This window comes from Burkholderia sp. Bp8991, from assembly GCF_003853795.1.
Classification (GTDB): domain Bacteria; phylum Pseudomonadota; class Gammaproteobacteria; order Burkholderiales; family Burkholderiaceae; genus Burkholderia.
On the sequence record NZ_QTQJ01000029.1, the window covers coordinates 33,502 to 57,633 of the forward strand.

A 24,132-nucleotide genomic window follows, 5' to 3' on the forward strand; every position below is an offset into this window, starting at 1 on the left:
CGTGCGGGGCGGGTCAATGCAGTGAGACTCGGCTTACAGGTCGAGCAGCAGGCGTGCCGGATCTTCCAGCGCATCCTTCATCGCGACGAGCGACAGGACTGCTTCGCGGCCGTCGATGATGCGGTGGTCGTACGACAGGGCCAGGTAGTTGATCGGACGGATCACGATCTGGCCGTTTTCGACAACCGGGCGCTCCTTCGTCGCGTGCACGCCGAGGATGGCCGATTGCGGCGGGTTGATGATCGGGGTCGACAGCATCGACCCGAACACGCCGCCGTTCGAGATCGAGAACGTACCGCCCGTCATTTCCTCGATCGACAGCTTGCCGTCCTTCGCCTTCTGGCCGAATTCGGCGATCTTCTTCTCGATCTCGGCGAGGCTCAGCTGATCGGCGTTGCGCAGGATCGGCACGACCAGGCCGCGCGGCGAACCGACCGCGATACCGATGTCGAAGTAGCCGTGGTAGACGATGTCGTTACCGTCGATCGACGCGTTCACCAGCGGGAACTTCTTCAGCGCGTGCACGGCCGCCTTCACGAAGAACGACATGAAGCCGAGCTTCACGCCATGTTCCTTCTCGAACTTGTCCTTGTACTTGTTGCGCAGTTCCATGACCGGAGCCATGTTCACTTCGTTGAACGTCGTCAGGATCGCGTTGGTCTGCTGCGACTCGAGCAGACGCTCGGCGATACGCGCACGCAGGCGCGACATCGGCACGCGCTGTTCCGGACGATCGTTCAGCCACGTCGCTGCCGATGCCGGCACCTTCACTTCCGGCAGCGCCGGCTTCGCAGCAGCGGCCTTCGCCGGTGCGGCGGCCGGAGCAGCTTTCGGTGCGCTGCCTGCGGCCAGCGCGTCGCCCTTCGTGACACGGCCGTCACGGCCCGAACCTGCGACGTCGCCTGCCGACAGGCCCTTCTCGGCCAGCAGCTTCGCTGCGGCCGGCGATGCGGCGGCCGAGCTCGACGCGGTCGCGACGGCCGGCTGTGCTGCCGGTGCGGCTGCAGCAGGGGCTGCCGCCGGCTTCACTTCGGCGGCGCCTGCCGCTGCTTCGGCAGCACCTGCCTTCGCTTCGGTGTCGATCGTCGCGATGATCTGGTCGGCGACCACGGTGTCACCGTCGTTCTGCAGCACTTGCGCGAGCACGCCCGCGGCCGGTGCCGGCACTTCGAGCACGACCTTGTCGGTCTCGAGTTCGATCAGGATTTCGTCCTGCGCGACTGCTTCGCCCGGCTTCTTCTTCCACTGCAGCATGGTGGCTTCCGAAACCGACTCCGAAAGCTGGGGGACTTTGACTTCTACGATAGCCATGTGATTTTCCTGGATGCTTAATCTGGGGTATGACGAGGTTCGTGCGATTCCTTCGGCCGGTGCGGCGCGCGACGCGCCCGGCAGGCCAAAAGAGACGGGAAAGCGCAGTGCGCCTTCCCGTTTCGCTTGACGTCGGTTATTTCGCGATCGATGCGCTCTTCAGGCGGCCGAATGCACCTTCGATGAGGGCCTTCTGCTGCTCGTAGTGCTTCGCGTAGTAGCCAACCGCCGGCGAGGCCGAAGCCGGACGGCCGCTGTACGCCAGCTTCTGCCCTTCCTTCATGCCTTCCTTCAGGTGGTGCTCGACGTAGAACCAGGGACCCTGGTTCTGCGGCTCGTCCTGCACCCAGACCACTTCAGTCGCGTTCTCGTACTTCTTCATTTCGGCTTCGAACTGCTTGTGCGCGAACGGATACAGCTGCTCGATACGGATGATCGCGACGTCGTTCGCCTTCGCTTCGCGGCGATGCGCGACGAGGTCGTAGTACACGCGGCCCGAGCAAGCCAGCACGCGCTTGACCTTCTTCGCGTCGATGCCGCCGTCGGTTTCGCCCAGCACCGGCTGGAACGAACCCTTCGCGAGTTCCGACAGGTCCGACACCGCTTCCTTGTGGCGCAGCAGCGACTTCGGCGTGGCGACGATCAGCGGCTTGCGGAACAGGCGGATCATCTGGCGACGCAGCAGGTGGAAGATCTGCGCCGGCGTCGTCGGCTGGACGACCTGCATGTTGTGATCGGCACACAGTTGCAGGAAACGCTCGATACGCGTCGACGAGTGTTCCGGACCCTGGCCTTCGTAGCCGTGCGGCAGCAGCATCGTGAGACCCGACACGCGGCCCCACTTCACTTCGCCCGACGAGATGAACTGGTCGATCACGACCTGCGCGCCGTTGACGAAGTCGCCGAACTGCGCTTCCCACAGCACGAGCGTGTTCGGCTCGGCGGTCGAGTAACCGTATTCGAAGCCCAGCACAGCTTCTTCGGACAGCACCGAGTCGATCACCGTGAACTTCGCCTGACCGTCGGCGATGTTCTGCAGCGGCACGTACGTGCCGTCGTTCCAGCGCTCGCGGTTCTGGTCGTGCAGCACCGCGTGACGGTGCGTGAACGTGCCGCGGCCCGAGTCCTGGCCCGTCAGGCGCACCGAGTAGCCCGATGCGACGAGCGACGCGAACGCGAGATGTTCGCCCATGCCCCAGTCGAGCGGCTGGTCGCCGCGCGCCATGTTGCGGCGGTCGTTGATCACGCGCTCGACGAGCGGGTGAACCTTGAAGTTTTCCGGGACCGTCGTGATGCGTTCGCCCAGGCGCTTCAGTTCGGCGAGCGGCACGGCCGTATCGGCTGCGTCCGTCCACTTGCGGTTCAGGAACGGAACCCAGTCGACCGCGTACTTGCTCTTGTAGTTCGACAGGACCGGATCGACGGTGTGGTGGCCGTCGTCCATCGCCTTGCGGTACGCCTTCACGTAGTTGTCGGCGTCTTCCGCGGTGATCACGCCCTGCTGCACGAGCTTCTCGGCATACAGCGCACGGGTGCCCGGGTGCTGCGCGATCTTCTTGTACATCAGCGGCTGCGTGACCGCCGGCGTGTCCTGCTCGTTGTGGCCCAGCTTGCGGAAGCAGACGATGTCGATCACGACATCCTTGTGGAACTGCATCCGGTAGTCGATCGCGATCTGGATCGCGAGCACGACGGCTTCCGGATCGTCACCGTTCACGTGCAGCACCGGCGCTTCGATCATCTTGACCACGTCGGTACAGTACAGCGTCGAGCGCGCATCGCGCGGGTCCGACGTCGTGAAGCCGATCTGGTTGTTGATGACGATGTGCAGCGTGCCGTGCGTGCCGTAACCGCGCGTCTGCGCGAGGTTCAGCGTTTCCATCACGACGCCCTGGCCGGCGAAGGCCGCGTCGCCGTGGATCTGCACCGGCAGCACTTGCAGGCCGTCTTCGTCGCCGCGACGGTCCATCCGCGCCTTCGCGGAACCTTCGACCACCGGGTTCACGATTTCGAGGTGCGACGGGTTGAACGCGAGCGACAGGTGGACCGGACCGCCTTCGGTCGACACGTCCGACGAGAAGCCCTTGTGGTACTTCACGTCACCGGCCGGCAGGTCGTCGACGTGCTTGCCTTCGAATTCGGCGAACAGGTCGGCCGGCATCTTGCCCAGCGTGTTGACCAGCACGTTCAGACGGCCGCGGTGGGCCATGCCGATGATGATTTCCTGCACGCCGCGCTTGCCCGCGTGCTGGACGACTTCGTCCATCGCCGCGATGAAGCTTTCGCCGCCTTCGAGCGAGAAGCGCTTCTGGCCGACGTACTTGGTGTGCAGATAGCGCTCGAGGCCTTCCGCTGCCGTCAGGCGATTCAGGATGTGCTTCTTCTTGTCGACCGAGAAGGACGGCGTCGCGCGGGTCGATTCCAGGCGCTCCTGCCACCAGCGCTTCTGCTCCGGATCGCTGATGTACATGTATTCGGCGCCGATCGTGCCGCAATACGTGTCACGCAGGCCCTTGACGATGTCGCGCAGCGAAGCCTGGTCGAAGCCGAAATACAGGTTGCTTGCGCTGTACGTCTGGTCGAGGTCGCCTTCGGAGAAGTCGTAGAACGCGGGTTCGAGTTCGGGAATGGCGGGACGTTCGCGACGCTTCAGCGGATCCAGATTGGCCCATTGCGAGCCGAGGAAGCGATATGCGCTGATGAGGGACTGGACGTGGACCTGCTTGCGCGCGGTCGCCAGATTGCTGGTGCTTTCGCGCGGGATGAAGGCATTGGCCTTCGCGCGCTCGGCGAACGATTCGACGATCGGAAAATGAGCGACGTCATTGGCATTCGAGCCGTCGGTTGCAGGCACGTTCTGCAGCGCGTCGAAATACTCTCGCCAGTTCTCCGGCACCGATGCCGGATTGTTGAGGTATGCATCGTACAGTTCTTCAACGTACGAAGCATTGCCGCCGAACAGATAGGAGTTCAGCTGAAACTGCTTCATTACATCTGACATTTTACGCTCACCTTTCTTCGAGCTTCTCGAGAAATAGCGGGTTACTCAACCTTCCGCGACACGGCCTGACCGTTTAGCGGATTGCGAATCAAGTCTTGCTTGGAAGGACCTAAAACTTGCGTGCGCGCAGCATATCACAGAACCGTTACCGAAGTTCACGACGAAATGTGCCCGAAAGCACCGCGCGACGGGGTTTTGCCGGATTGCCACGACCCGCGGGAACAGTGTTTTGCAGCCCGCCCGATTGCGCATCGCGCAGATGCAAAAAAGGCCGCCCGAAGACAGCCTTTTTCATCACGCAAGGGAACGATCGAACTTAGTCGACCGCGCCTTCGCGGCTCGCGCGGCGACGCTCGTGCTCCTTCAGGAAGCGCTTGCGCAGGCGGATCGACTGCGGCGTCACTTCCACGAGTTCGTCGTCGTCGATGAATTCGACCGCGTATTCGAGCGACATCTGGACCGGCGGCACGAGGCGCACGGCTTCGTCGGTGCCCGACGCGCGCACGTTGGTCAGCTGCTTGCCCTTGATCGGGTTCACGACGAGGTCGTTGTCGCGGCTGTGGATGCCGATGATCATGCCCTCATACAGCGCATCGCCCGGCTTCACGAACATGCGGCCGCGATCCTGCAGCTTCCACAGTGCGTAGGCGACCGCGGCGCCGTCATCCTGCGAGATCAGCACGCCGTTGCGGCGCTCGAAGACCGAGCCGTCCTTGACCGGTGCGTACGAGTCGAAGATGTGGCTCATCAGGCCCGTGCCGCGCGTGAGCGTCAGGAATTCGCTCTGGAAGCCGATCAGGCCACGTGCCGAGATCTTGTATTCCAGGCGCGTGCGGCCGCGGCCGTCCGATGCCATGTCGAGCATTTCGCCCTTGCGGCGACCGAGCTCTTCCATCACGCCGCCCTGGTGTTCGTCTTCGACGTCGACCGTCAGCAGCTCGTACGGCTCGTGGCGCACACCGTCGATTTCCTGCATCACGACGCGCGGACGCGACACGGCCAGCTCATACCCTTCACGGCGCATGTTCTCGACGAGAATCGTCAGGTGCAGTTCGCCGCGGCCCGACACTTCGAATACCGTTTCGTCGCCCGTGTCCTTCACGCGCAGCGCGACGTTGTGATTCAGTTCCTTCATCAGGCGGTCGCGGATCTGGCGGCTCGTCACGAACTTGCCTTCGCGGCCTGCCAGCGGCGACGAGTTGACGAGGAAGTTCATCGTCAGCGTCGGTTCGTCGACCGTGATCATCGGCAGCGCTTCCGGCGTGTCGACCGCGCAGATCGTCGCGCCGATGCCGACGTCTTCAATACCGTTGATCAGCACGATGTCGCCGGCTTCAGCCGACTCGACCTGCACGCGCTCGAGGCCCTTGAACGACAGCACCTGGTTGATCTTGCGGTTCAGCACGTCGCCTTCCGGACCGAAGCGCATCACGACCGGCTGGCCCGGCTTGATGCGGCCGCGCGTGATGCGGCCGACGCCGATCCGGCCGACGTACGTCGAGTAGTCGAGCGACGTGATCTGGAGCTGCAGCGGCGCTTCCGGATCGGCCGGGCGAACCGGCACGTGCGCGAGGATCGCCTCGAACAGCGGGCGCATGTCGCCTTCGCGGGTCGCCGGATCGAGCGACGCATAGCCGTTCAGGCCCGATGCGTAGACGATCGGGAAGTCGAGCTGCTCTTCGGTCGCGCCGAGCTTGTCGAACAGGTCGAAGGTCTGGTTGATGACCCAGTCGATCCGCGCGCCCGGACGGTCGATCTTGTTGACGACCACGATCGGCTTCAGGCCGAGCGCCAGCGCCTTCTTCGTGACGAAGCGCGTTTGCGGCATCGGGCCCTCGACCGCGTCGACGAGCAGCAGCACCGAGTCGACCATCGACAGCACACGCTCCACCTCGCCACCGAAGTCCGCGTGCCCCGGCGTGTCGACGATGTTGATGTGCGTGCCTTCGTATTCGACCGCGCAGTTCTTCGCGAGAATCGTGATCCCGCGCTCTTTTTCGATGTCGTTCGAGTCCATCACTCGCTCGGCAATCTGCTGGTTCTCGCGGAAGGTGCCGGACTGGCGGAGCAGTTGGTCGACGAGCGTGGTCTTGCCGTGGTCGACGTGAGCGATGATGGCGATATTGCGAAGGGCGCGGGTCATAGAAACCTGGAAATCGTTGAACGCGCAAACGCGCACGCTCGTCAGTCACCGGGACACGTGCGCGCGCGTTGCAGCTTGGAAAGCCTCAAATTATAGCACGTGAGAATGTCGAGAGCCGGACCGTGTGTTGCAACGCGAAAGATGATGCGCCCCGCCCTCACCTCGCAGAGGGCGATTTCGCCTGCCGACACACTGCCCACGAACGAAGACCCTGACGCCCGCAAGGGAATTTCGGGCCGCGCAGCGCCCGCCCGGCCGTTCGATTAATATTTGCCGCGGCAAGCAAATAGCGCCTATACTGCTGCCTAGTCAACTATTGCAGCTTCAGGGTTTTATGTCGGATTCTCCTTCCCAACCGCCCGTTTCACCGCTGTCCTCGTATCAGATGAACGACAGCGTCGGTTATCTGATGTCGCGTGTGAAGTCGGTGATGACCAACCTCGTCACGCAGCGCACGCAGGAAGAGCTCGGCATTACGGGCACGCAGGCGAGCATGCTGTTCATGATCGCCGTCGGAAAGTGCTCGACGGCCGCCGAACTCGCGCGGGAATACGGGATCGACGCGAGCGCGGTCACGCGCCTGCTCGATCGCGTCGAGAAACGCGGCCTGCTGTCCCGCGTGCGCAGCATCGAGGATCGGCGGGTCGTACGCCTTGAGCTGACCGATGAAGGCCGCGCGCTTGCCGAGCGTTTGCCGCCGGTGTTCCGTAGCGTGCTCGACGAGCTGCTGGACGGATTTACGCCGGAAGAAGTCGGGTTCCTGAAGAGCATGCTGCGCCGCATTCTCAGCAACTACTGCGAAACCGCGGGCGGCAGCATCACGTAATAGTTGCCATAACAATTACTTTTGACAGATTAATGTAAGGAAATCCTTGCAGTGTCCATCATTCATTCCGAGTCAGGGAACAGCGCGATGAAATCCTCCCCGTTGTCCGTGCGCGCCGGGTCGTGCCGCGCCGCCGTCGCCGCCGCGGTTGCCGCGCTGGCGCTGGCGGGCTGCGCAAACTACATCGGCATCAAGAGCGACAAGCAGATCGCACCCGCATCGCAATTCGAAACCGCCCAGAGCCTGCCGGCCCAGGGCGGCCAGTGGCCGGCGCTTGACTGGGCCAACCAGTTCGGCGATCCGCAGTTGCCGAAGCTGATCGACGAGGCGCTCCAGGGCAACCCGTCGATCGCGCAGGCACAGGCGCGCATCGCGAAGGCGTCGTCGTACATCGAGTCGTCGCGCTCGAACCTGATGCCGAAGGCCGAAGCCAGCTACTCGTGGACACGCGAGCTGTATTCGTCGAACGCGCTGTTCCCGCCCCCGTACGGCGGCCAGTGGTACAGCGAGAACAACGCGCTCGCGAGCGCGTCGTGGGATCTCGACCTGTGGGGCAAGAACCGCGAGCGCCTGCACACCGCCGTGTCGCAGGAAAAGGCCGCCGAGGCCGACATGCAACAGGCGCGCATCACGCTCGCGTCGTCGGTGGCCCGCACCTACAACTCGCTCGCCCAGCTGTATGCGCTGCGCGACATCGCGCAGCGCGAGATCGCCAACCGCCAGACGGTCGGCAGGATCACCGACGGCCGCGTGTCGGCCGGTCTCGACACCAACGTGGAACGCCAGACGGCGCGCGGCAACATCGCGACGACCCAGGCATCGCTGTCCGACCTCGACGGCCAGATCACGACCGTGCGCTACCAGCTCGCCGCACTGCTCGGCAAGGGGCCGGATCGCGGGCTGCAGATCGCCGCGCCGGTGATGAACCCGACCGGCGAAGTCGCACTGCCCGGCAACCTGCCGGCCGACCTCGTGTCGCGCCGCCCCGACATCGTCGCCGCGCGCTGGCAGGTCGAGGCCGCGATGCACGACGTGAAGGAAGCGAAGGCCGAATTCTTCCCCGACGTGAACCTCGCGGCCGGCTTCGGCTTCGATGCGTTCGGCTGGGGCAAATTCCTGAATTTCGCGAGCCGCCAGGCGCAGTTCGGCCCGGCCATCCACCTGCCGATCTTCGATGCCGGTGCGTTGCGCGCGCAGCTCAAGGGCCGCTACGCGGACTTCGACCTGTCGGTCGCGAACTACAACCAGACGCTGATCAGCGCGCTGAACGACGTCGCGACGCAGGTCGCGTCGATCCGTGCGGTCGATCGCCAGATGGATGACGCGCAGCGTGCGCTCGATGCGTCGACGCGGGCGTACGACCTCGCCGTGATCCGCTACAAGGCGGGCCTGTCGCCGCAGCTCCAGGTGCTGACCGCGGACACCAACCGCCTCGCATCGGAACAGACGGTGACCAACCTGAAGATGCGCCGGCGCGACATGCAGCTCGCGTTGATCAAGGCGCTCGGCGGCGGGTTCGACGCGACCGGCACGCGGCTCGCCGCGCCCGACGCCGACAAGCAGACAAGACAGGCCGCCAACTGATCCGGCGCCACCACTACGCAGACACTCGAAATAACGGACGGAGAAAATCGCCATGAGCGACCCTCAACAAAACGCCGCCAGCGCACAGCCGCAGAACAACGGGAAGCGCAAACGGATGATGACGCTGCTGATCGCGGTCATCGTGATCGCGGCCATCGCGTACGGTCTGTACTACTTCCTCGTCGCGCGCTTCCATGAAGAGACGGACGACGCATACGTGAACGGCAACGTCGTGCAGATCACGCCGCAGGTCACGGGTACCGTGATCGCCGTGAAGGCCGACGATACGCAGACGGTCAAGGCCGGCGATCCGCTGGTCGTGCTCGACCCGGCCGACTCGCAGGTCGCGCTGCAGCAGGCCGAGGCCAACCTAGCGCAGACGGTGCGCCAGGTGCGCGGCCTGTTCGTCAACGACGACCAGTACCGCGCGCAAGTCGCGCTGCGCCAGTCCGACCTGTCGAAGGCGCAGGACGACCTGCGCCGCCGGATGGCCGTCGCACAGACGGGCGCCGTGTCGCAGGAAGAAATCTCCCATGCACGCGACGCGGTGCGCGCCGCGCAGGCGTCGGTCGACGCCGCGCAACAGCAGCTCGCATCGAACCGCGCACTGACCGCGAACACGACGATCGCGTCGCACCCGAACGTGATGGCCGCGGCAGCGAAGGTTCGCGACGCGTACCTCGCGAACGCGCGCAACGTGTTGCCCGCACCGGTCACCGGCTATGTCGCGAAGCGCTCGGTTCAGGTCGGCCAGCGCGTGTCGCCGGGCAACCCGCTGATGTCGGTCGTGCCGCTGAACGCGGTGTGGGTCGACGCGAACTTCAAGGAAGTCCAGCTCAAGCACATGCGCATCGGCCAGCCGGTCGAATTGACCGCCGACATCTACGGCTCGTCGGCCGTCTACCACGGCAAGGTCGTCGGCTTCTCGGCCGGCACGGGTTCGGCGTTCTCGCTGCTGCCGGCGCAGAACGCGACGGGCAACTGGATCAAGGTCGTGCAGCGCCTGCCGGTGCGTATCGAGATCGATCCGAAGGAACTCGAGAAGCATCCGCTGCGCATCGGCCTGTCGATGCAGGTCGACGTCGACATCAAGGACGAGCGCGGCGACCAGCTCGCCAACGCGCAGAACACGGTCTACGAAACGAACGTGTTCGCGAAGTACGGCGACGAAGCCGACGCCGAGATCGCGCGCATCATCGCCGAGAACGCCGGCGGCAACGCGCCCGCACCGGCCGCGGCGAAGTCGAACGCCGCCGCCAAGATGATGTAACGGTTCCGACTCCGGAAAACTATCGACATGGCACAGGCTCCTGTCTCCCACCCGCCGCTGCAGGGCGGGCAACTCGTGCTCGGGACGATCGCGGTATCGCTCGCGGTGTTCATGAACGTGCTCGACACGTCCATCGCGAACGTCGCGATCCCGACCATCTCGGGCGACCTCGGCGTGTCGTCCGACCAGGGTACGTGGGTCATCACGTCGTTCGCCGTCGCGAACGCGATCTCGGTGCCGCTGACGGGCTGGCTGACCGACCGCTTCGGTCAGGTCCGCCTGTTCCTCGCGTCGATCATCCTGTTCGTCATCTCGTCGTGGATGTGCGGGCTGTCGCCGAACCTGCCGTTCCTGCTCGGCTCGCGCGTGCTGCAGGGCGCGGTCGCGGGCCCGATGATTCCGCTGTCGCAAGCGCTCCTGCTGTCGAGCTATCCGCGCGCGAAGGCACCGATGGCGCTCGCACTATGGGCGATGACGACGCTGATCGCGCCCGTCGCGGGCCCGATTCTCGGCGGCTGGATCTCGGACAACTATTCGTGGCCGTGGATCTTCTACGTCAACATCCCGGTCGGCATCGCCGCCGCCGCCGCGACGTGGGCGATCTATCGCAATCGGGAGTCGGCCGTGCGCCGCGCGCCGATCGACGGCGTGGGCCTCGCGCTGCTGGTCATCTGGGTCGGCTCGCTGCAGATCATGCTCGACAAGGGCAAGGATCTCGACTGGTTCGCGTCGACGACCATTATCGTGCTCGCGCTGACCGCTGTCATTGCGTTCGCGTTCTTCGTGATCTGGGAGCTGACCGCCGAGCACCCGGTCGTCGACCTGTCGCTGTTCCGCATGCGGAACTTCACCGGCGGCACAGTCGCACTGTCGATCGGGTACGGCCTGTACTTCGGCAATCTCGTATTGTTGCCGCTGTGGCTGCAGACGCAAATCGGCTACACCGCGACCGACGCCGGCCTCGTGATGGCGCCGGTCGGGTTGTTCGCGATCCTGTTGTCGCCACTCACCGGGAAGTATCTGCCGCGTACCGATCCGCGCTTCATCTCGACGGCGTCGTTCCTGACGTTTGCGCTGTGCTTCTGGATGCGTTCGCGATACACGACGGGCGTCGACGAATGGTCGCTGACGCTGCCGACGCTCGTGCAGGGTATCGCGATGGCGGGCTTCTTCATCCCGCTCGTGTCGATCACGCTGTCCGGCCTGCCCGGCAACCGCATTCCCGCGGCGTCCGGCCTGTCGAACTTCGTGCGGATCATGTGCGGCGGCATCGGCACATCGATCTTCCAGACCGCGTGGGACCACCGCAACAACTTCCATCACGCGCAGTTGGCCGAGCAGGCGAACCCGTACAACCCGACGTTCAACCAGGCCGTCACACAGATGCGCAGCCTCGGGCTGACGCAGGACCAGGCGCACGGCCTCATCAACAACATGGCCACGCAGCAGGCCGCGCAACTCGGCGTGAACGACCTGTTCTACATCTCGGCGGCGATCTTCGTGCTGCTGATCGGACTGATCTGGATCACGAAGCCGGAGCGCGCGGGCGGCGGCGATGCGGGTGCGGCGGCGTCGGCTGCACACTGAGCACCGCGCTCGAACGAGCGCGCCCAACAAAAAACCCGGTCGATTTCGACCGGGTTTTTTCGTTCCGACGACGGCGCTTGCGCGCCGCGCATCATGCAGCCGTCACGACGAGGCGTTCGGGCGCGAGCACGCCGTTGGCCTTGCGCGCCACGCCGAGCAGTCGCTGCGCGTCGTACACGCGCACACGCTCGCCCTCGGCCGCATCGATCGAATCGAGCGCCGACAGCGGCAAGCGCTGGCCGTGCAGGAATCGCTTCGCGCTGGCTTCGTCGAGACGTACCAGCGGAAACGTCGACAGCAACGCGTCGACCGGCTGAAGCCAGGCGTCGCGCGCCGCTTCGGCAGCGTCGGACAGCGCGTCGAGCGTCACCGCATGTTCGAGCGTCAGCGCGCCGACACCCGTGCGACGCAGCATCGTCAGATGTGCGCCGCAGCCGAGCGCTTCGCCGATGTCTTCGGCCAGCGTGCGCACATACGTGCCCTTGCTGCAGGTCACGCGGAACGTCACGTCGGGCAGCTCGCACGCGAGCAGATCGAGCGCATGGATCGTCACGTTGCGGCCTTCCCGCTCGACGGTCTGGCCCGCACGCGCGTATTCGTACAGCGGCTTGCCGTCGCGCTTGAGCGCCGAATACATTGGCGGCACCTGCACGATCTCGCCGGTAAAGCGCGCGAGCGCCGCTTCGACCGCCGCACGGTCGCATTCGACGGCGCGCGTGTCGAGCACGTCGCCTTCCGCGTCGCCGGTGGTCGTGCGCACGCCGAGACGCATCGTCGCTTCGTAGGTCTTGTCCGCTTCCAGCAAGTCCTGCGAGAACTTCGTCGCTTCGCCGAAGCACAGCGGCAACAGGCCCGAGGCCAGCGGATCGAGCGTGCCGGTATGGCCGGCTTTCTTCGCGAGAAGCAGGCGCTTCGCGCGAATCAGGGCGTCGTTGCTCGACAGGCCGACCGGCTTGTCGAGCAGAAGGACGCCATCCAGCGCGCGCCGCGGCACGCGTGGACGCTGGGGAGCTGCAGTCGTCATGGGGCGTGCGCGCTCAATCGTCCTTCGCGGGCGCGTCGGCTTCGTCGTCGTCCTTCGCGCGCGTCGAGTTGGCTTCCTTGATCAGGCGCGACATTTCCACCGCCTTCTCGATCGTCTGGTCGTAATGGAAGTGCAGCGTCGGCACCGTATGGATGTGCAGGCGCTTGAACAGCAGGTTGTGCAGGTGGCCCGACGCGTGGTTCAGCGCTTCCTGCGTCTTGTCCGGATCGCCGGTCAGCGCCGTGAAATAGACCTTCGCGTGCGCGTAGTCCGGCGTGAGCTCGACGCTCTGGATGGTCACGATACCGATGCGCGGGTCTTTGACCTCGCGCATGATGAGTTCGGACAGATCGCGCTGAATCTGGTCGGCGATCTGAACGTTGCGATTGGGGGAAGTACGTTTCCTGGACATGATCGATCCGTGATCCGTTTATCAGGATAAAGCGACGCGCCGTTGGCACGCCACCATGAAAATGGGCGGGACAGGCCCAAGCCTGCCCCGCCCCATGAGCCGATACGCGACGATTACAGCGTCCGTGCGACTTCGGTCACTTCGAAGACTTCGAACTGGTCGCCTTCGATGATGTCGTTGAAGTTCTTCACCGACATACCGCACTCGAAGCCTTGCTTGACTTCCTTCACGTCGTCCTTGAAGCGCTTCAGCGATTCGAGTTCGCCCGTGAAGATCACGACGTTGTTGCGCAGCACGCGAACCGACGACGAGCGCTTGACGATACCGTCGGTGACCATACAGCCGGCAACCGTACCGACCTTCGGCACCTTGAACACCTGGCGCACCTCGACCATGCCGGTCACGACTTCGCGCTTCTCCGGCGCCAGCATGCCCGACATCGCGGCCTTCACCTCATCCACTGCGTCGTAGATGATGTTGTAGTAGCGGATGTCGATACCGTTCGCTTCGGCCAGCTTGCGCGCCTGTGCATCCGCACGCGTGTTGAAGCCGATGATGACCGCCTTCGATGCCGTTGCCAGGTTGACGTCGTTCTCGCTGATGCCGCCCACCGCGCTGTGCACGATCTGCACGCGCACTTCGTCGGTCGACAGCTTGAGCAGCGACTGCACGAGCGCTTCCTGCGAGCCCTGCACGTCTGCCTTGATGATGAGCGGCAGGTTCTGCACTTCGCCTTCGCCCATCTGCTCGAGCATGCTTTCCAGCTTCGCGGCCTGCTGCTTCGCCAGCTTGACGTCGCGGAACTTGCCCTGACGGAACAGCGCGATTTCGCGCGCCTTGCGCTCGTCCGGCAGCACGATCACTTCCTCGCCTGCACCCGGCACTTCCGACAGACCCTGGATTTCGACCGGGATCGATGGGCCGGCTTCCTTCGTCGGCTTGCCGTTCTCGTCGAGCATCGCACGCACGCGGCCGTAAGCCGTGCCCGCGAGCACGATGTCGCCGCGATTCAGCGTACCCGACTGCACCAGGATCGTCGCGACCGGGCCCTTGCCCTTGTCCAGCTTCGCTTCGATCACGATGCCCTTCGCCGGCGCCTCGACCGGTGCCTTCAGTTCCAGCACTTCCGCCTGCAGCAGCACGTTCTCGAGCAGGTCGTCGATACCGGCGCCCGTCTTGGCCGACACCGGCACGAACGGCGAATCGCCACCGTATTCTTCCGGCACGACGCCTTCCGCGACCAGCTCCTGCTTGACGCGGTCCGGGTTCGCTTCCGGCTTGTCGATCTTGTTGATCGCCACGACGATCGGCACGCCACCCGCCTTCGCGTGCGCGATGGCTTCCTTCGTCTGCGGCATCACGCCGTCGTCGGCAGCCACCACCAGCACCACGATGTCGGTCGCCTTCGCGCCGCGTGCACGCATTGCCGTGAACGCTTCGTGACCCGGCGTATCGAGGAACGTGATGACGCCGCGCGGCGTTTCGACGTGGTATGCGCCGATGTGCTGCGTAATGCCGCCCGCTTCGCCCGCTGCAACCTTCGCGCGGCGGATGTGGTCGAGCAGCGAGGTCTTGCCGTGGTCGACGTGACCCATCACGGTGACGACCGGCGGACGCGGCAGCTGTTCCGCATCGGTACCGGTCTCGCCTTCGACCAGCAGTGCTTCCGGATCGTCCAGCTTCGCGGCAACCGCGCGGTGGCCCAGTTCCTCGACGACGATCATCGCCGTTTCCTGGTCCAGCACCTGGTTGATCGTGACCATCTGGCCCATCTTCATCATCACCTTGATGACTTCGGAGGCCTTGATCGACATCTTGTGCGCAAGATCGGCAACCGAGATGGTTTCCGGCACGTGCACTTCACGCACGATCGGTTCGGTCGGTGCCTGGAACGTCGATGCGCTGTCCTGGTGACGGCCGCGACCCTTCGGGCCGCCGCGCCAGCCGCGGTCGACGCCGCCGCTCGAATCGCCGCGCGTCTTGATGCCGCGGCGCTTCGCTGCGTCGTCCTGCCAGCCGCCCTTGCCGCCGCCCGGCTTCTTGTTGCGGTCGCCCGCGCCTGCCGGTGCCGTCGTGGCCGCCGGCGCTGCACCGGCCGGCTTCTTCACGGCCGGACGTGCCTGCGCGCCTGCGCCCGCCGGCTTTGCCGGCTTGTGCAGCGTGCCCTTCGCTTCGGCCGGCTTCGGCGGTTCCACCGGCTTCGGCGGCTCGACTGCCTTGACCACGGCCTTGCGCGGCGTGTTCATCATTTCGCGGATCGCGCGTGCTTCGGCTTCTGCCGCCGCGCGACGCTTGCTGATCTCTTCCTGCTCGGCGCGCGCCTTGTCCGCCGCCTCGCGGGCAGCATCCTCGGCCTTCTTCGCCGCTTCGCGCTGGGCCGCACGTTCGGCGGCCGCGCGTGCTTCATCCTGCGCGGACTGCGCACCGGCTGCTTCCTGCTGAGCCTCGGCGGCCTGCTGGGCAGCCGCCTGCTGTGCCGCTGCGGCTTCGGCCGCGGCACGCTTCGCCGCCGCTTCTTCCTCGGCACGGCGGCGCTCGGCTTCGGCCGCTTCCTCACGGGCACGGCGCTCGGCTTCCTCGCGCTCGAGGCGCTCCTGACGCTCGCGCAGTTCCTGCGCCTGCTTCTCGAGCAGCTCGGCCTCGCGGCGCGCTTCTTCCTCGCGACGCTTCAGTTCCGCATCGTCGTCCGCTTCGGCGACCTGCGCCTGACCCTGTTCCGCACCCTCGGCCACGTCGTCGCGCTTGACGAACGTACGCTTCTTGCGGACCTCGACCTGAATGGTGCGAGCCTTGCCCGTCGCGTCAGATTGCTTGATCTCCGACGTATGCTTGCGGGTCAGCGTGATCTTGCGCTTGTCGCCGTCGGTTGCGCCGTGTGACTTGCGCAAATGATCGAGCAGACGCGCCTTGTCCGCTTCGGACAGCGCATCGTCTTCACTCGCTTTCTGGACGCCCGCTGCCTGCAGCTGTTCGAGCAGCACACCAGCAGGCATTTTCAGTTCCGCGGCAAATTGGGCTACGTTGTTACTCGCCATTCATTCCTCTTAGTGCAAGGACCGATTCCTTGCGGTTAGCATCGGGTCAGGCCATACGGCCGCCATCAAATCAGTGCGCCATGGTCATTTCTCACTGGAACCAGTGTTCACGTGCTTTCATGATCAACGCCTTAGCGGCATCCTCTTCCATCCCGGTCATATCGACCAGTTCATCCACGGCCAGCTCGGCGACATCGTCGCGCGTCTGCATGCCGTGTTCGGCCAGCTTCGCGAGCAACTCCGGCGTGATGCCGTCGAGGCCCTTCAAATCCAGCGCTGCATTTTCAACCTTTTCTTCGTTCGCGATCGCCATCGTCAACAGTGCGTCGCGTGCGCGGTTGCGCAGTTCGTGCACGGTGTCCTCGTCGAACGCCTCGATTTCGAGCATTTCGTTGAGCGGCACGTACGCGATTTCTTCGAGGCTCGTGAAGCCTTCGTCGATCAGGATGTCGGCAACTTCTTCGTCGACGTCGAGACGCGCCATGAACAGCGAACGCAGTCGGTCGCGCTCTTCACCCTGCTTCAGGGCGGATTCGTCCGGCGTCATGATGTTGATCTGCCAGCCGGTCAGTTCGCTGGCAAGGCGAACGTTCTGACCGCTGCGGCCGATCGCGACAGCCAGCTCGTTTTCGTCGACGACGACGTCCATCGAGTGCTTTTCTTCATCGACGACGATCGACTGGACGGCTGCCGGCGCGAGCGCGCCGATCACGAACTGGGCGGGATCCTCGGACCATAGCACGATGTCGATGTTTTCGCCACCGAGCTCGTTGCGCACGGCCTGCACGCGGGAACCGCGGATGCCGACGCAGGTGCCGATCGGATCGATCCGCTTGTCGTAGGCGATCACGCCGATCTTCGCGCGCACGCCCGGATCGCGAGCGGCTGCCTTGATCTCGAGCAGGCCCTGCTCGATTTCCGGCACTTCCATCTCGAACAGCTTCATCAGGAACTCGGGCGCCGTGCGCGAGAGTTCGATCTGCGGGCCGCGCGCGGTGCGGTCGACCTTCGCGATGTAGGCACGCACGCGGTCGCCCACGCGCAGGTTTTCCTTCGGGATCAGCTGGTCGCGGCGCAGCAGCGCTTCGACACGGCCCGATTCGACGATGAAGTTGCCCTTGTCGAGGCGCTTCACCGTGCCGGTCATGATCTTTTCGCCGCGCTCGAGGTAGTCGTTCAGGATCTGCTCGCGTTCGGCATCGCGCACCTTCTGCAGGATCACCTGCTTCGCGGCCTGCGCGCCGATACGGCCGAACTCGATCGACGGCACCGGCTCCTCGATGAATTCGCCGACTTCGACGTCGGGCTTCTGCTCACGTGCTTCGAACAGCAGGATCTCGCGATCCGGCTCCTGCAAGCCTGCCTCGTCGGGCACGACGAGCCAGCGACGGAAGGTTTCGTGCTCGCCGCTTTCGCGATCGATATGGACGCGGATTTCGGCGCCTTCGTCGAACAGCTTCTTGGAAGCGGAAGCGAGCGCGGCCTCGAGGGCGCCCAGCACCACATCCTTGTCGACGTTTTTCTCGCGCGCCAGCGCATCCACCAGCATCAACACTTCGCGACTCATTATTTGCGGCTCCTAAAGTCAACTTGCGGAATCAGGCGGGCTTTGTCGATATCGGCCAGCGTGAAATCCAGCATGGCTGCCTCGCCCTTCTTCCTCTCAAATTCCAAACCGATCGTTTCGCCATTCGGCGCGTGCAGAATGCCCCGGTACGTCTTGCGCCCGTCCAGCGGCTTTTTCAAGGTCACGGAAACTTCGCTGCCGGCGAAGCGCTCGAAGTCGGCCAGCTTCTTCAACGGGCGGTCGAGCCCCGGGGACGAGACTTCGAGCCGTTCGTAATCGATGTTTTCGACCGTCAAGACGTGCTGGAGCTGACGCGTGACCTTTTCGCAATCTTCGAGCGAGATGCCGGCAGGCTGATCGATGTAGATGCAAAGCATGCCGCGCCCGGTGCGCTCGAGATCCACCAGCTCGTAGCCGAGCCCGGTGACCGTGGTTTCTATCAGTTCCGTCAGTTGCACAGTGTCCTCTCAGGTGTTCGCGCCCGCCGCTCGCGATTCACCCGCGGGCGCGCGCCTTAGCCGGCGCAGGAAGCGCTACCCGAGATGCCTAACCGTTTCAGCAAAAAAAAATGGGCGGAACGCCCATCTTCTTACTGGTGGTCGCACCTGAGCCGCACATTGAATCCGTACGCCCAGCGACTCCGCGATTATAGCGATTTTTGGCGCAAACGCCAAGCCAGCCGGTAAAAGCAGCGTCCAGCCCGCCTTTACCGACCAAAAATGCGAAACCGGACTGTCCGACCAGGCGGCATAATCCGGCAGCGCGATATATATACAGTCAAAAGCAAACCACGCAGGGCGAGGTGCCGACCCAACCGGACTCGTGCCGATTTCGCCGGCACACCGGCGGCTTCACGCCGCCGGACGCCGCAAACGCTCAGCGGCCCCGCGAGCGATTGCGCTGCGGACGCTGACCGCCGCGCGCACCGCCACCGCCGTTGCCGGCGCCTTCGGCGCGATTGCCGTTGGGATTGCGGTTGCCGCCCTTGCCGCCGCCGCGCTTGCCGCCAGCGCCTTCACGCTTGGGGCCCGCGCCATACGACGCACGATTGCCGTCGACATCGCGACCGCCACCCGAGCGGTTGCCATAACCCGACGGCGAAACCGGCAAGCTGCCGTAACCGCTCAGGCCGGGCAGGCCCGGGGCGCCGCGCCGGCCGCCACCGCGACGCGGCTGGTCGAGCTGACCATGCGTCGTCAGCACCGGCTCGCGGCCGATGAAGCCCATCGACGTCTGCATCGGATCCGGCTGGCGGCGCTCGGCCTGCCCGCCACCACCGCGCTTGCCCTTTTCCTCGGACGGCGCCTTCAGGCCGACGGTCGCCATCAGCTTGCGCACCTGCGCCTCGTCGAGCTCTTCCCAGCGGCCGCGCTTCAGGCCGCGCGGCAGCGGGATCGGACCGTGACGCGTACGGATCAGGCGGCTCACCATCAGGCCGGCCGCCTCGAACATCCGGCGCACTTCGCGGTTGCGGCCTTCGGCCAGCGCAACGTGATACCAGTGGTTCGTGCCTTCGCCGCCGCCGTCGCGGATGCGCAGGAAGTTCGCCGGGCCGTCATCGAGCTCGACGCCATGCAGCAGTTTCTGCCGCATCCCTTCGGACAGTTCGCCGACGACGCGCACCGCGTACTCGCGTTCGACGCTGTAGCGCGGATGCATGAAGCGGTTCGCGAGATCGCCCGACGTCGTCAGCATCAGCAGGCCTTCGGTGTTGAAGTCGAGACGGCCCACCGCGAGCCATTTCGCCGTCTTCATCGGCGGCAGGCGGTCGAACACCGACGGACGACCTTCCGGGTCCGCGTGGCTGACGATCTCGCCGGTCGGCTTGTGGTACAGCAGCACGCGCGGCGGCTTGTTCGGCAGCTTGCGCTTGACCGGCTTGCCGTTGATGCGAACCTGATCGGTCGGCATGATGCGCTGGCCGATATGCGCAGGCTCACCGTTCACCGACACGCGGCCGGCGACGATCAGCTCTTCCATTTCGCGGCGCGAACCCATGCCGGCTTCCGCGAGCACCTTGTGGAGCTTCGGCGCGTCGTCGTCCGGCGACAGCACGCGCTTGTTCGCCGGCTGGCTGCGGCCGCGACGCAGCATCGGCGCACGTACGCCGCTGCCGCCCGCCGAATTGTCCGCGTCGAATGCCGGCGACGTCACATAGGCGAACAGATCGTCCTGCGACGCTGCGTCGCCTTCGGCCTTCGCCGCGCCGCCCTCGGCCTTCGCCGAACCGCCGCGTCGCCCCTGGCCGCCTTGCCCGCCCTGGGCACCCTTGGCTGCGCCTTCGCGCTTGCCGGCCGGCTTGCGGCCACCCTTGGCCGCACCTTCCTTGCGCGGCGCGCGTGCGGGCTGCGCTTCCGCCGCGTCGGCCGGCTGCGCTTCCGCGCCCTCGCCGCCCTGCGACTCGCCATCGCCCTTCGACTTGGCTGCCGCGCGGCGACGCGCGATCAGGCTGCGCGGGCCGCGCCGCAGGCCGCGGCGGGGACGCTCGTCACCACCCGCGGCCGGAGCGTCCTGCTCCGGCGCATCGTCGGCACGCGCGGCCTGCACGGCAGGCGCGGACGATTCAATATCGTGGATATCAGTCAAAACAACCTCAAAATGTCAGGTCTCGCGCCCGACTCGGGCGCGGCAAGAAGTCGGCCGCGATCAGGCGCGGCGCTGTTCGGGTTCTGCTTCGTCGTCCGGCAGCGCGTCGGCGCCGATGGGCGCGCTGGCACTGCGTACGGCGTCGGCGAGGCTGTCGGACGTATCGTCCAGCAACTCGCCGTCCGCGGGACGGGAGCGTGAGGCGTCGGCCTGGCCAGCCTCGCCCGGCATGTCGCCGGCCGCTTCCGCTCCGTCTCCGGCAACCGCGTCGGCAGCCGGCTTGCGATCTTCCTCGTTCCACACCGCGTGCAGCGGCTCGGGCTGCTCGCCGGCCGGCGCTGCTTCGGCGCCGCCCTGTTCGCTCTGAACGCGATCCGCTTCCAGCGTATCGCGGTTCGGCATTTCCTGCGTCGGCGCGCCTTCCGTTGCGGCGTCGCCCGGCAATTCGTCCGGCCGAACGTGCGACTCGTCCGCCGCCGCCTCGCCGGCTTCCGGCACCGCGTCCGCCGCCGGCGCATCGCCGTCGAAGTCCATCGCCTGCTGCGCGAGCAGCGCGGCTTCGATGTTCGCCGCCGGCTCCTCGAGCGCCGGCAGGTCGTCGAGCGCCTTCAGGCCGAGATCGTCGAGGAACTGCTTGGTCGTCGCGTACAGCGCCGGGCGGCCCGGCACGTCGCGATGCCCGATCACCTCGATCCAGCCGCGATCCTCGAGCTGCTTGACCACCTGCGTATTGACCGTGACGCCGCGAATCTCTTCGATGTCGCCACGCGTGACGGGTTGCCGATACGCAATGATCGCGAGCGTCTCGAGCACCGCACGCGAATATTTCGGCGGCTTCTCGGGATGCAGTCGGTCCAGGTAATGGCGCATCGCCGGCTTGCTCTGGAAGCGCCATCCGGTTGCCAGCGCCACCAGTTCGACACCGCGGCCGGACCAATCCTGTTTCAGATCTTCGAGCAACGTGCGGACCGTGTCAGCCGACACGCCGTCGGCAAAGAGCTTGCGCAAATCGCCGAGCTTCAGCGGTTCCTGCGCGCAGATCAAAGCAGTCTCGAGGACGATCTTCGCCTCTTGGGTATTCATGCAGCTAGGCCAGACCCTGTGGTCAAACGAACCGGATCAACAAACAGACGAAAGGAACGGAAGACGCGCTCGCCCGATTCTGATCGGTCATATTGATGGGAGCACGAACCGGGGGCGGCGAACCAACTTCAAGCCAGGCCCAAACCGGACGGAACAGCACGGTTCAACGACGGAACCGCGTGACTGAGCGCCATCTTACGCAAAATTGCCCGGTGCGTAAAGATGAGCCGAAAGGCCCGCCGCCCGCACGCCGCACCCGCTCCGCCCCCGCTTCAACGCAGGCCTGCGCCGCGCGCGAGGAACGCCCGCAAGCGCTCGACGCCTGCCTCGAGCCGCACCGGATCGCACGCGTAGCACCAGCGCACGAACCCTTCCCCCTCCGGGCCGAACGCGCGGCCGGGCGCCAGCCCGAGCCCCGCCTCGCGCACCAGCGACTTGCAGAACGCAAGACTGTCGTCCGCGCCCGGCAACCGCAGGAACAGGTACATCGCACCCGGCGGAGGCGGCACGTCGACGCCCGGCAACGTGCGCAGCGCGGCGACCAGGTGGTCACGCGCACCGCGCAGCGCCGCGACGAACGACTGCACGAACGGCTCGCCGTCACGCAGCGCGACTTCTCCCGCGGCCTGGATGAAACCCGGCGCGCACGATGTGTTGTACTCGACCAGCTTCGACAGATCGCCCATCACCGACGCCGGCGCGACCAGCCATCCGAGCCGCCAGCCCGTCATCGCCCAGGCCTTCGAGAACGAATTCACGACGATTACCCGCTCGTCGCGCGATGCGATGCCCAGGAACGACGGCGCGCCGTCCGTGCCGAACACGAGCCGCTCGTATACCTCGTCGGCGACCACCCAGATGCCGTGGCGCCGGCAATGCGCGAGCACGACCTGCTGGTCGTCGCGGGACATCACCCAGCCGGTCGGATTGTTCGGCGAGTTGACGAACAGCATCCGCGTGCCGGGCGTCAGCGCCGCGATCAGCCGGTCGACGTCGAGCCGCCAGCCCGCATCGCCATGGCGGAGCGACACGCACTCGACCTGTGCACCGAGGATCTTCGGGATCTCGACGAGGTTCGGCCAGAGCGGCGTGACGGCGACGACGCGGTCGCCCGGGCCGACCAGCAATTGCGCGGCCAGCATCAGCGCGCTCACGCCCGAACTCGTCACGGCGATCGTATCGGCCGCCGTCGCACCGTGACGCGCACCGACATAGGTCGCAATCGCGTTGCGCAGCGGCACGGTGCCGAGGTTGTGCGTGTAGAAGGTCGCACCGTCGCGCAGTGCCGCGGCAGCCGCGTCGCGAATGAATTCGGGCGTCACGCGATCGGATTCGCCGAACCAGAACGGCAGCACGTCGGGTACGCCGAAGCCGGCGTTCGCCACTTCCCGGATCAGCGACGGACGCAGCGCCTGAACTGCGCTGCGCGCCGCCGGCTCGCCCGTCGCCGGGCCGACATCTGCGGAATGCGTCATCGAGAACCGCCACCGAGGAACACGATCCGCGTAGTGTACCGGCGTGCGCGCCCGATCCGCACCCTTTCAGTCGAGATCCTCCGCCCGCGCCGGCATCTGGCGCACGAGTTCCCAGATCGCCTGCGCGGCCGGCGACAGCGAGCGGTCGCGGCGGCGCACCAGCTCGACGGTGCGCTCGGTACGCGGCGTCAGCGGCCGCGCGACCAGTGTCGATCCGGCCGGCAGCGGCAGCGACAGCCACGGCTGCACGCTCACCCCGACGCCGGCCTCAACGAGCCCGAACACCGTCGCCGAATGCCCGAGCTCCTGCATGACCGTCGCATTGACCCGATGGGCGGCCAGCGCGGCGTCGATCAGCGGCCGGCTTCCGGACGCATGGTCGAGCAGCACGAGACGCTCGCCGTCGAGCGCCGTCCACGGCACCTCGGCCCGCGCCGCGAGCGGATGATCGGCGCGCGCGACCAGGCAGAACGAGTCGGTCATCAACGGTTCGCATACGAGATCGGCAACGGCGAGCGGCCCGATGACGACGCCGAAATCGACTTCGCTCGACTTCACCTTGCGCAGGACGTCGCTCTGCACGTCGTCACGCAGGCCGAGCGTGACGAACGGGAACTGGCGCTCGCACGACGCGACGACGCGCGGCATCAGCCGGCACGCGATCGTCGGGCTCGCAGCGACGATCACGCGCCCCCGCCGCTGCTCGCCGATCTCGCGAATCTCGCGCAGCGTGTCGTCGAGATCGGCGATCAGGCGGGACACGCTCGCGATTAGGTTCGTCCCGACGTCGGTCAACTGCACGTCGCGCGTCGTCCGGTCGATCAGCTTCAGTCCGAGCTCGGTCTCGAGTTCGCGCACGCAACGGCTGACCGCGGACTGCGTGAGCCCGATCTCGTCGCCCGCGCGACTGAAGCTCCGGAGCCGCGCAACCTCGATGAATACGCGAAGCTGGCGCAGCGTAACGTTCATCCCCTCTCCTCATCAATCGTCGATACCGATGCGCGATTTTAATGCGCGCCATCGTCTTCGATGTGCGAATCCGGCACCGGCAGCACATGTTTCGCTGCGGTGCAATATCGACGCAAACGCACGTAGCACGGGCGACTTGCACAAGATTGGTGATTGTCCTGATTTGCTGGCGGGTTATTTTGGCGTCTTATACGCCCCTAGCTGACTTAGCCGTCAGCCCGCTGCCAAGCGGCTCTCGCGGGAATCGCCTCAGACATGG

General features: G+C 65.7%; 16 protein-coding genes. 4 read left to right on the top strand and 12 right to left on the bottom strand.

Translation table 11 applies throughout. The features are described 5' to 3' along the window. Nucleotides 1-33 precede the first annotated feature (33 nt). From odhB to typA, 3 genes are all read right to left on the bottom strand, one after another. Complete coding sequence (odhB, locus tag DIE02_RS27125) at nucleotides 34-1,311, bottom strand: 2-oxoglutarate dehydrogenase complex dihydrolipoyllysine-residue succinyltransferase (protein WP_044846025.1); 1,278 nt, start codon at nucleotides 1,309-1,311, stop codon at nucleotides 34-36. Nucleotides 1,312-1,447: 136 nt separating this feature from the next. Beyond that, entirely contained in the window at nucleotides 1,448-4,312 is a 2,865-nt protein-coding gene (locus DIE02_RS27130; RefSeq protein ID WP_124488905.1) for a 2-oxoglutarate dehydrogenase E1 component, read from the bottom strand. A 316-nt stretch (nucleotides 4,313-4,628) separates the two neighbouring features. Then, nucleotides 4,629-6,455, bottom strand: coding sequence for a translational GTPase TypA (gene typA, locus DIE02_RS27135; protein WP_044846027.1), 1,827 nt, complete (start codon nucleotides 6,453-6,455; stop codon nucleotides 4,629-4,631). 334 nt (nucleotides 6,456-6,789) lie between these two features. Between typA and DIE02_RS27140 the strand changes: the two genes are divergently transcribed. The 4 genes from DIE02_RS27140 to DIE02_RS27155 all read left to right on the top strand — a co-directional run bounded on the left by DIE02_RS27140 (nucleotide 6,790) and on the right by DIE02_RS27155 (nucleotide 11,722). Next, complete coding sequence (locus DIE02_RS27140; RefSeq protein WP_014897211.1) at nucleotides 6,790-7,281, top strand: MarR family winged helix-turn-helix transcriptional regulator; 492 nt, start codon at nucleotides 6,790-6,792, stop codon at nucleotides 7,279-7,281. Nucleotides 7,282-7,368: 87 nt separating this feature from the next. Continuing rightward, nucleotides 7,369-8,865 carry an efflux transporter outer membrane subunit gene (locus DIE02_RS27145; RefSeq protein WP_124488904.1) on the top strand — a complete coding sequence of 499 codons (1,497 nt, stop codon included), beginning with the start codon at nucleotides 7,369-7,371 and terminating at the stop codon, nucleotides 8,863-8,865. A gap of 52 nt (nucleotides 8,866-8,917) precedes the next feature. Next, on the top strand, nucleotides 8,918-10,135 hold the full coding sequence (locus DIE02_RS27150; protein ID WP_044846029.1) for an efflux RND transporter periplasmic adaptor subunit: 1,218 nt from the start codon (nucleotides 8,918-8,920) through the stop codon (nucleotides 10,133-10,135). 27 nt (nucleotides 10,136-10,162) lie between these two features. Further along, entirely contained in the window at nucleotides 10,163-11,722 is a 1,560-nt protein-coding gene (locus tag DIE02_RS27155; protein WP_124488903.1) for a DHA2 family efflux MFS transporter permease subunit, read from the top strand. A 91-nt stretch (nucleotides 11,723-11,813) separates the two neighbouring features. On the opposite strand, the gene truB is transcribed toward DIE02_RS27155, so the two are convergent. The 9 genes from truB to DIE02_RS27200 form a co-directional block, all read right to left on the bottom strand. After that, a complete protein-coding gene (gene truB / locus DIE02_RS27160) occupies nucleotides 11,814-12,746 on the bottom strand; it encodes a tRNA pseudouridine(55) synthase TruB (protein WP_124488902.1) in 933 nt (310 codons plus the stop codon). Nucleotides 12,747-12,759: 13 nt separating this feature from the next. Continuing rightward, nucleotides 12,760-13,158 carry a 30S ribosome-binding factor RbfA gene (rbfA, locus tag DIE02_RS27165; protein ID WP_006495346.1) on the bottom strand — a complete coding sequence of 133 codons (399 nt, stop codon included), beginning with the start codon at nucleotides 13,156-13,158 and terminating at the stop codon, nucleotides 12,760-12,762. A 113-nt stretch (nucleotides 13,159-13,271) separates the two neighbouring features. Next, on the bottom strand, nucleotides 13,272-16,193 hold the full coding sequence (infB, locus tag DIE02_RS27170) for a translation initiation factor IF-2 (protein ID WP_124488901.1): 2,922 nt from the start codon (nucleotides 16,191-16,193) through the stop codon (nucleotides 13,272-13,274). A 91-nt stretch (nucleotides 16,194-16,284) separates the two neighbouring features. Beyond that, nucleotides 16,285-17,760 (bottom strand): transcription termination factor NusA, encoded by a 1,476-nt coding sequence (gene nusA / locus DIE02_RS27175; protein WP_044846033.1) that lies wholly within the window; start codon nucleotides 17,758-17,760, stop codon nucleotides 16,285-16,287. Further along, nucleotides 17,760-18,218, bottom strand: coding sequence for a ribosome maturation factor RimP (rimP, locus tag DIE02_RS27180; protein ID WP_014897219.1), 459 nt, complete (start codon nucleotides 18,216-18,218; stop codon nucleotides 17,760-17,762). The genes nusA and rimP overlap by 1 nt, the downstream gene beginning before the upstream one ends. A gap of 418 nt (nucleotides 18,219-18,636) precedes the next feature. Beyond that, on the bottom strand, nucleotides 18,637-20,346 hold the full coding sequence (gene rluB / locus DIE02_RS27185) for a 23S rRNA pseudouridine(2605) synthase RluB (RefSeq protein WP_044846034.1): 1,710 nt from the start codon (nucleotides 20,344-20,346) through the stop codon (nucleotides 18,637-18,639). Between the two features lie 60 nt (nucleotides 20,347-20,406). Continuing rightward, nucleotides 20,407-21,429 (bottom strand): SMC-Scp complex subunit ScpB, encoded by a 1,023-nt coding sequence (gene scpB, locus DIE02_RS27190; RefSeq protein ID WP_124488900.1) that lies wholly within the window; start codon nucleotides 21,427-21,429, stop codon nucleotides 20,407-20,409. Between the two features lie 272 nt (nucleotides 21,430-21,701). Continuing rightward, nucleotides 21,702-22,904 (bottom strand): pyridoxal phosphate-dependent aminotransferase, encoded by a 1,203-nt coding sequence (locus DIE02_RS27195; protein ID WP_124488899.1) that lies wholly within the window; start codon nucleotides 22,902-22,904, stop codon nucleotides 21,702-21,704. 66 nt (nucleotides 22,905-22,970) lie between these two features. Then, nucleotides 22,971-23,873 (bottom strand): LysR family transcriptional regulator, encoded by a 903-nt coding sequence (locus tag DIE02_RS27200; protein ID WP_124488898.1) that lies wholly within the window; start codon nucleotides 23,871-23,873, stop codon nucleotides 22,971-22,973. Between the last annotated feature and the right edge of the window lie 259 nt (nucleotides 23,874-24,132).

Coding starts and splice junctions, on each gene's coding strand:
- nusA (WP_044846033.1), bottom strand. CDS start 17,760: ATGAGTCGCGAAGTGTTGATGCTGGTGGATGCGCTGGCGCGCGAGAAA.
- typA (WP_044846027.1), bottom strand. CDS start 6,455: ATGACCCGCGCCCTTCGCAATATCGCCATCATCGCTCACGTCGACCAC.
- DIE02_RS27140 (WP_014897211.1), top strand. CDS start 6,790: ATGTCGGATTCTCCTTCCCAACCGCCCGTTTCACCGCTGTCCTCGTAT.
- DIE02_RS27145 (WP_124488904.1), top strand. CDS start 7,369: ATGAAATCCTCCCCGTTGTCCGTGCGCGCCGGGTCGTGCCGCGCCGCC.
- odhB (WP_044846025.1), bottom strand. CDS start 1,311: ATGGCTATCGTAGAAGTCAAAGTCCCCCAGCTTTCGGAGTCGGTTTCG.
- scpB (WP_124488900.1), bottom strand. CDS start 21,429: ATGAATACCCAAGAGGCGAAGATCGTCCTCGAGACTGCTTTGATCTGC.
- DIE02_RS27200 (WP_124488898.1), bottom strand. CDS start 23,873: ATGAACGTTACGCTGCGCCAGCTTCGCGTATTCATCGAGGTTGCGCGG.
- DIE02_RS27195 (WP_124488899.1), bottom strand. CDS start 22,904: ATGACGCATTCCGCAGATGTCGGCCCGGCGACGGGCGAGCCGGCGGCG.
- rbfA (WP_006495346.1), bottom strand. CDS start 13,158: ATGTCCAGGAAACGTACTTCCCCCAATCGCAACGTTCAGATCGCCGAC.
- infB (WP_124488901.1), bottom strand. CDS start 16,193: ATGGCGAGTAACAACGTAGCCCAATTTGCCGCGGAACTGAAAATGCCT.
- DIE02_RS27130 (WP_124488905.1), bottom strand. CDS start 4,312: ATGTCAGATGTAATGAAGCAGTTTCAGCTGAACTCCTATCTGTTCGGC.
- DIE02_RS27150 (WP_044846029.1), top strand. CDS start 8,918: ATGAGCGACCCTCAACAAAACGCCGCCAGCGCACAGCCGCAGAACAAC.
- truB (WP_124488902.1), bottom strand. CDS start 12,746: ATGACGACTGCAGCTCCCCAGCGTCCACGCGTGCCGCGGCGCGCGCTG.
- DIE02_RS27155 (WP_124488903.1), top strand. CDS start 10,163: ATGGCACAGGCTCCTGTCTCCCACCCGCCGCTGCAGGGCGGGCAACTC.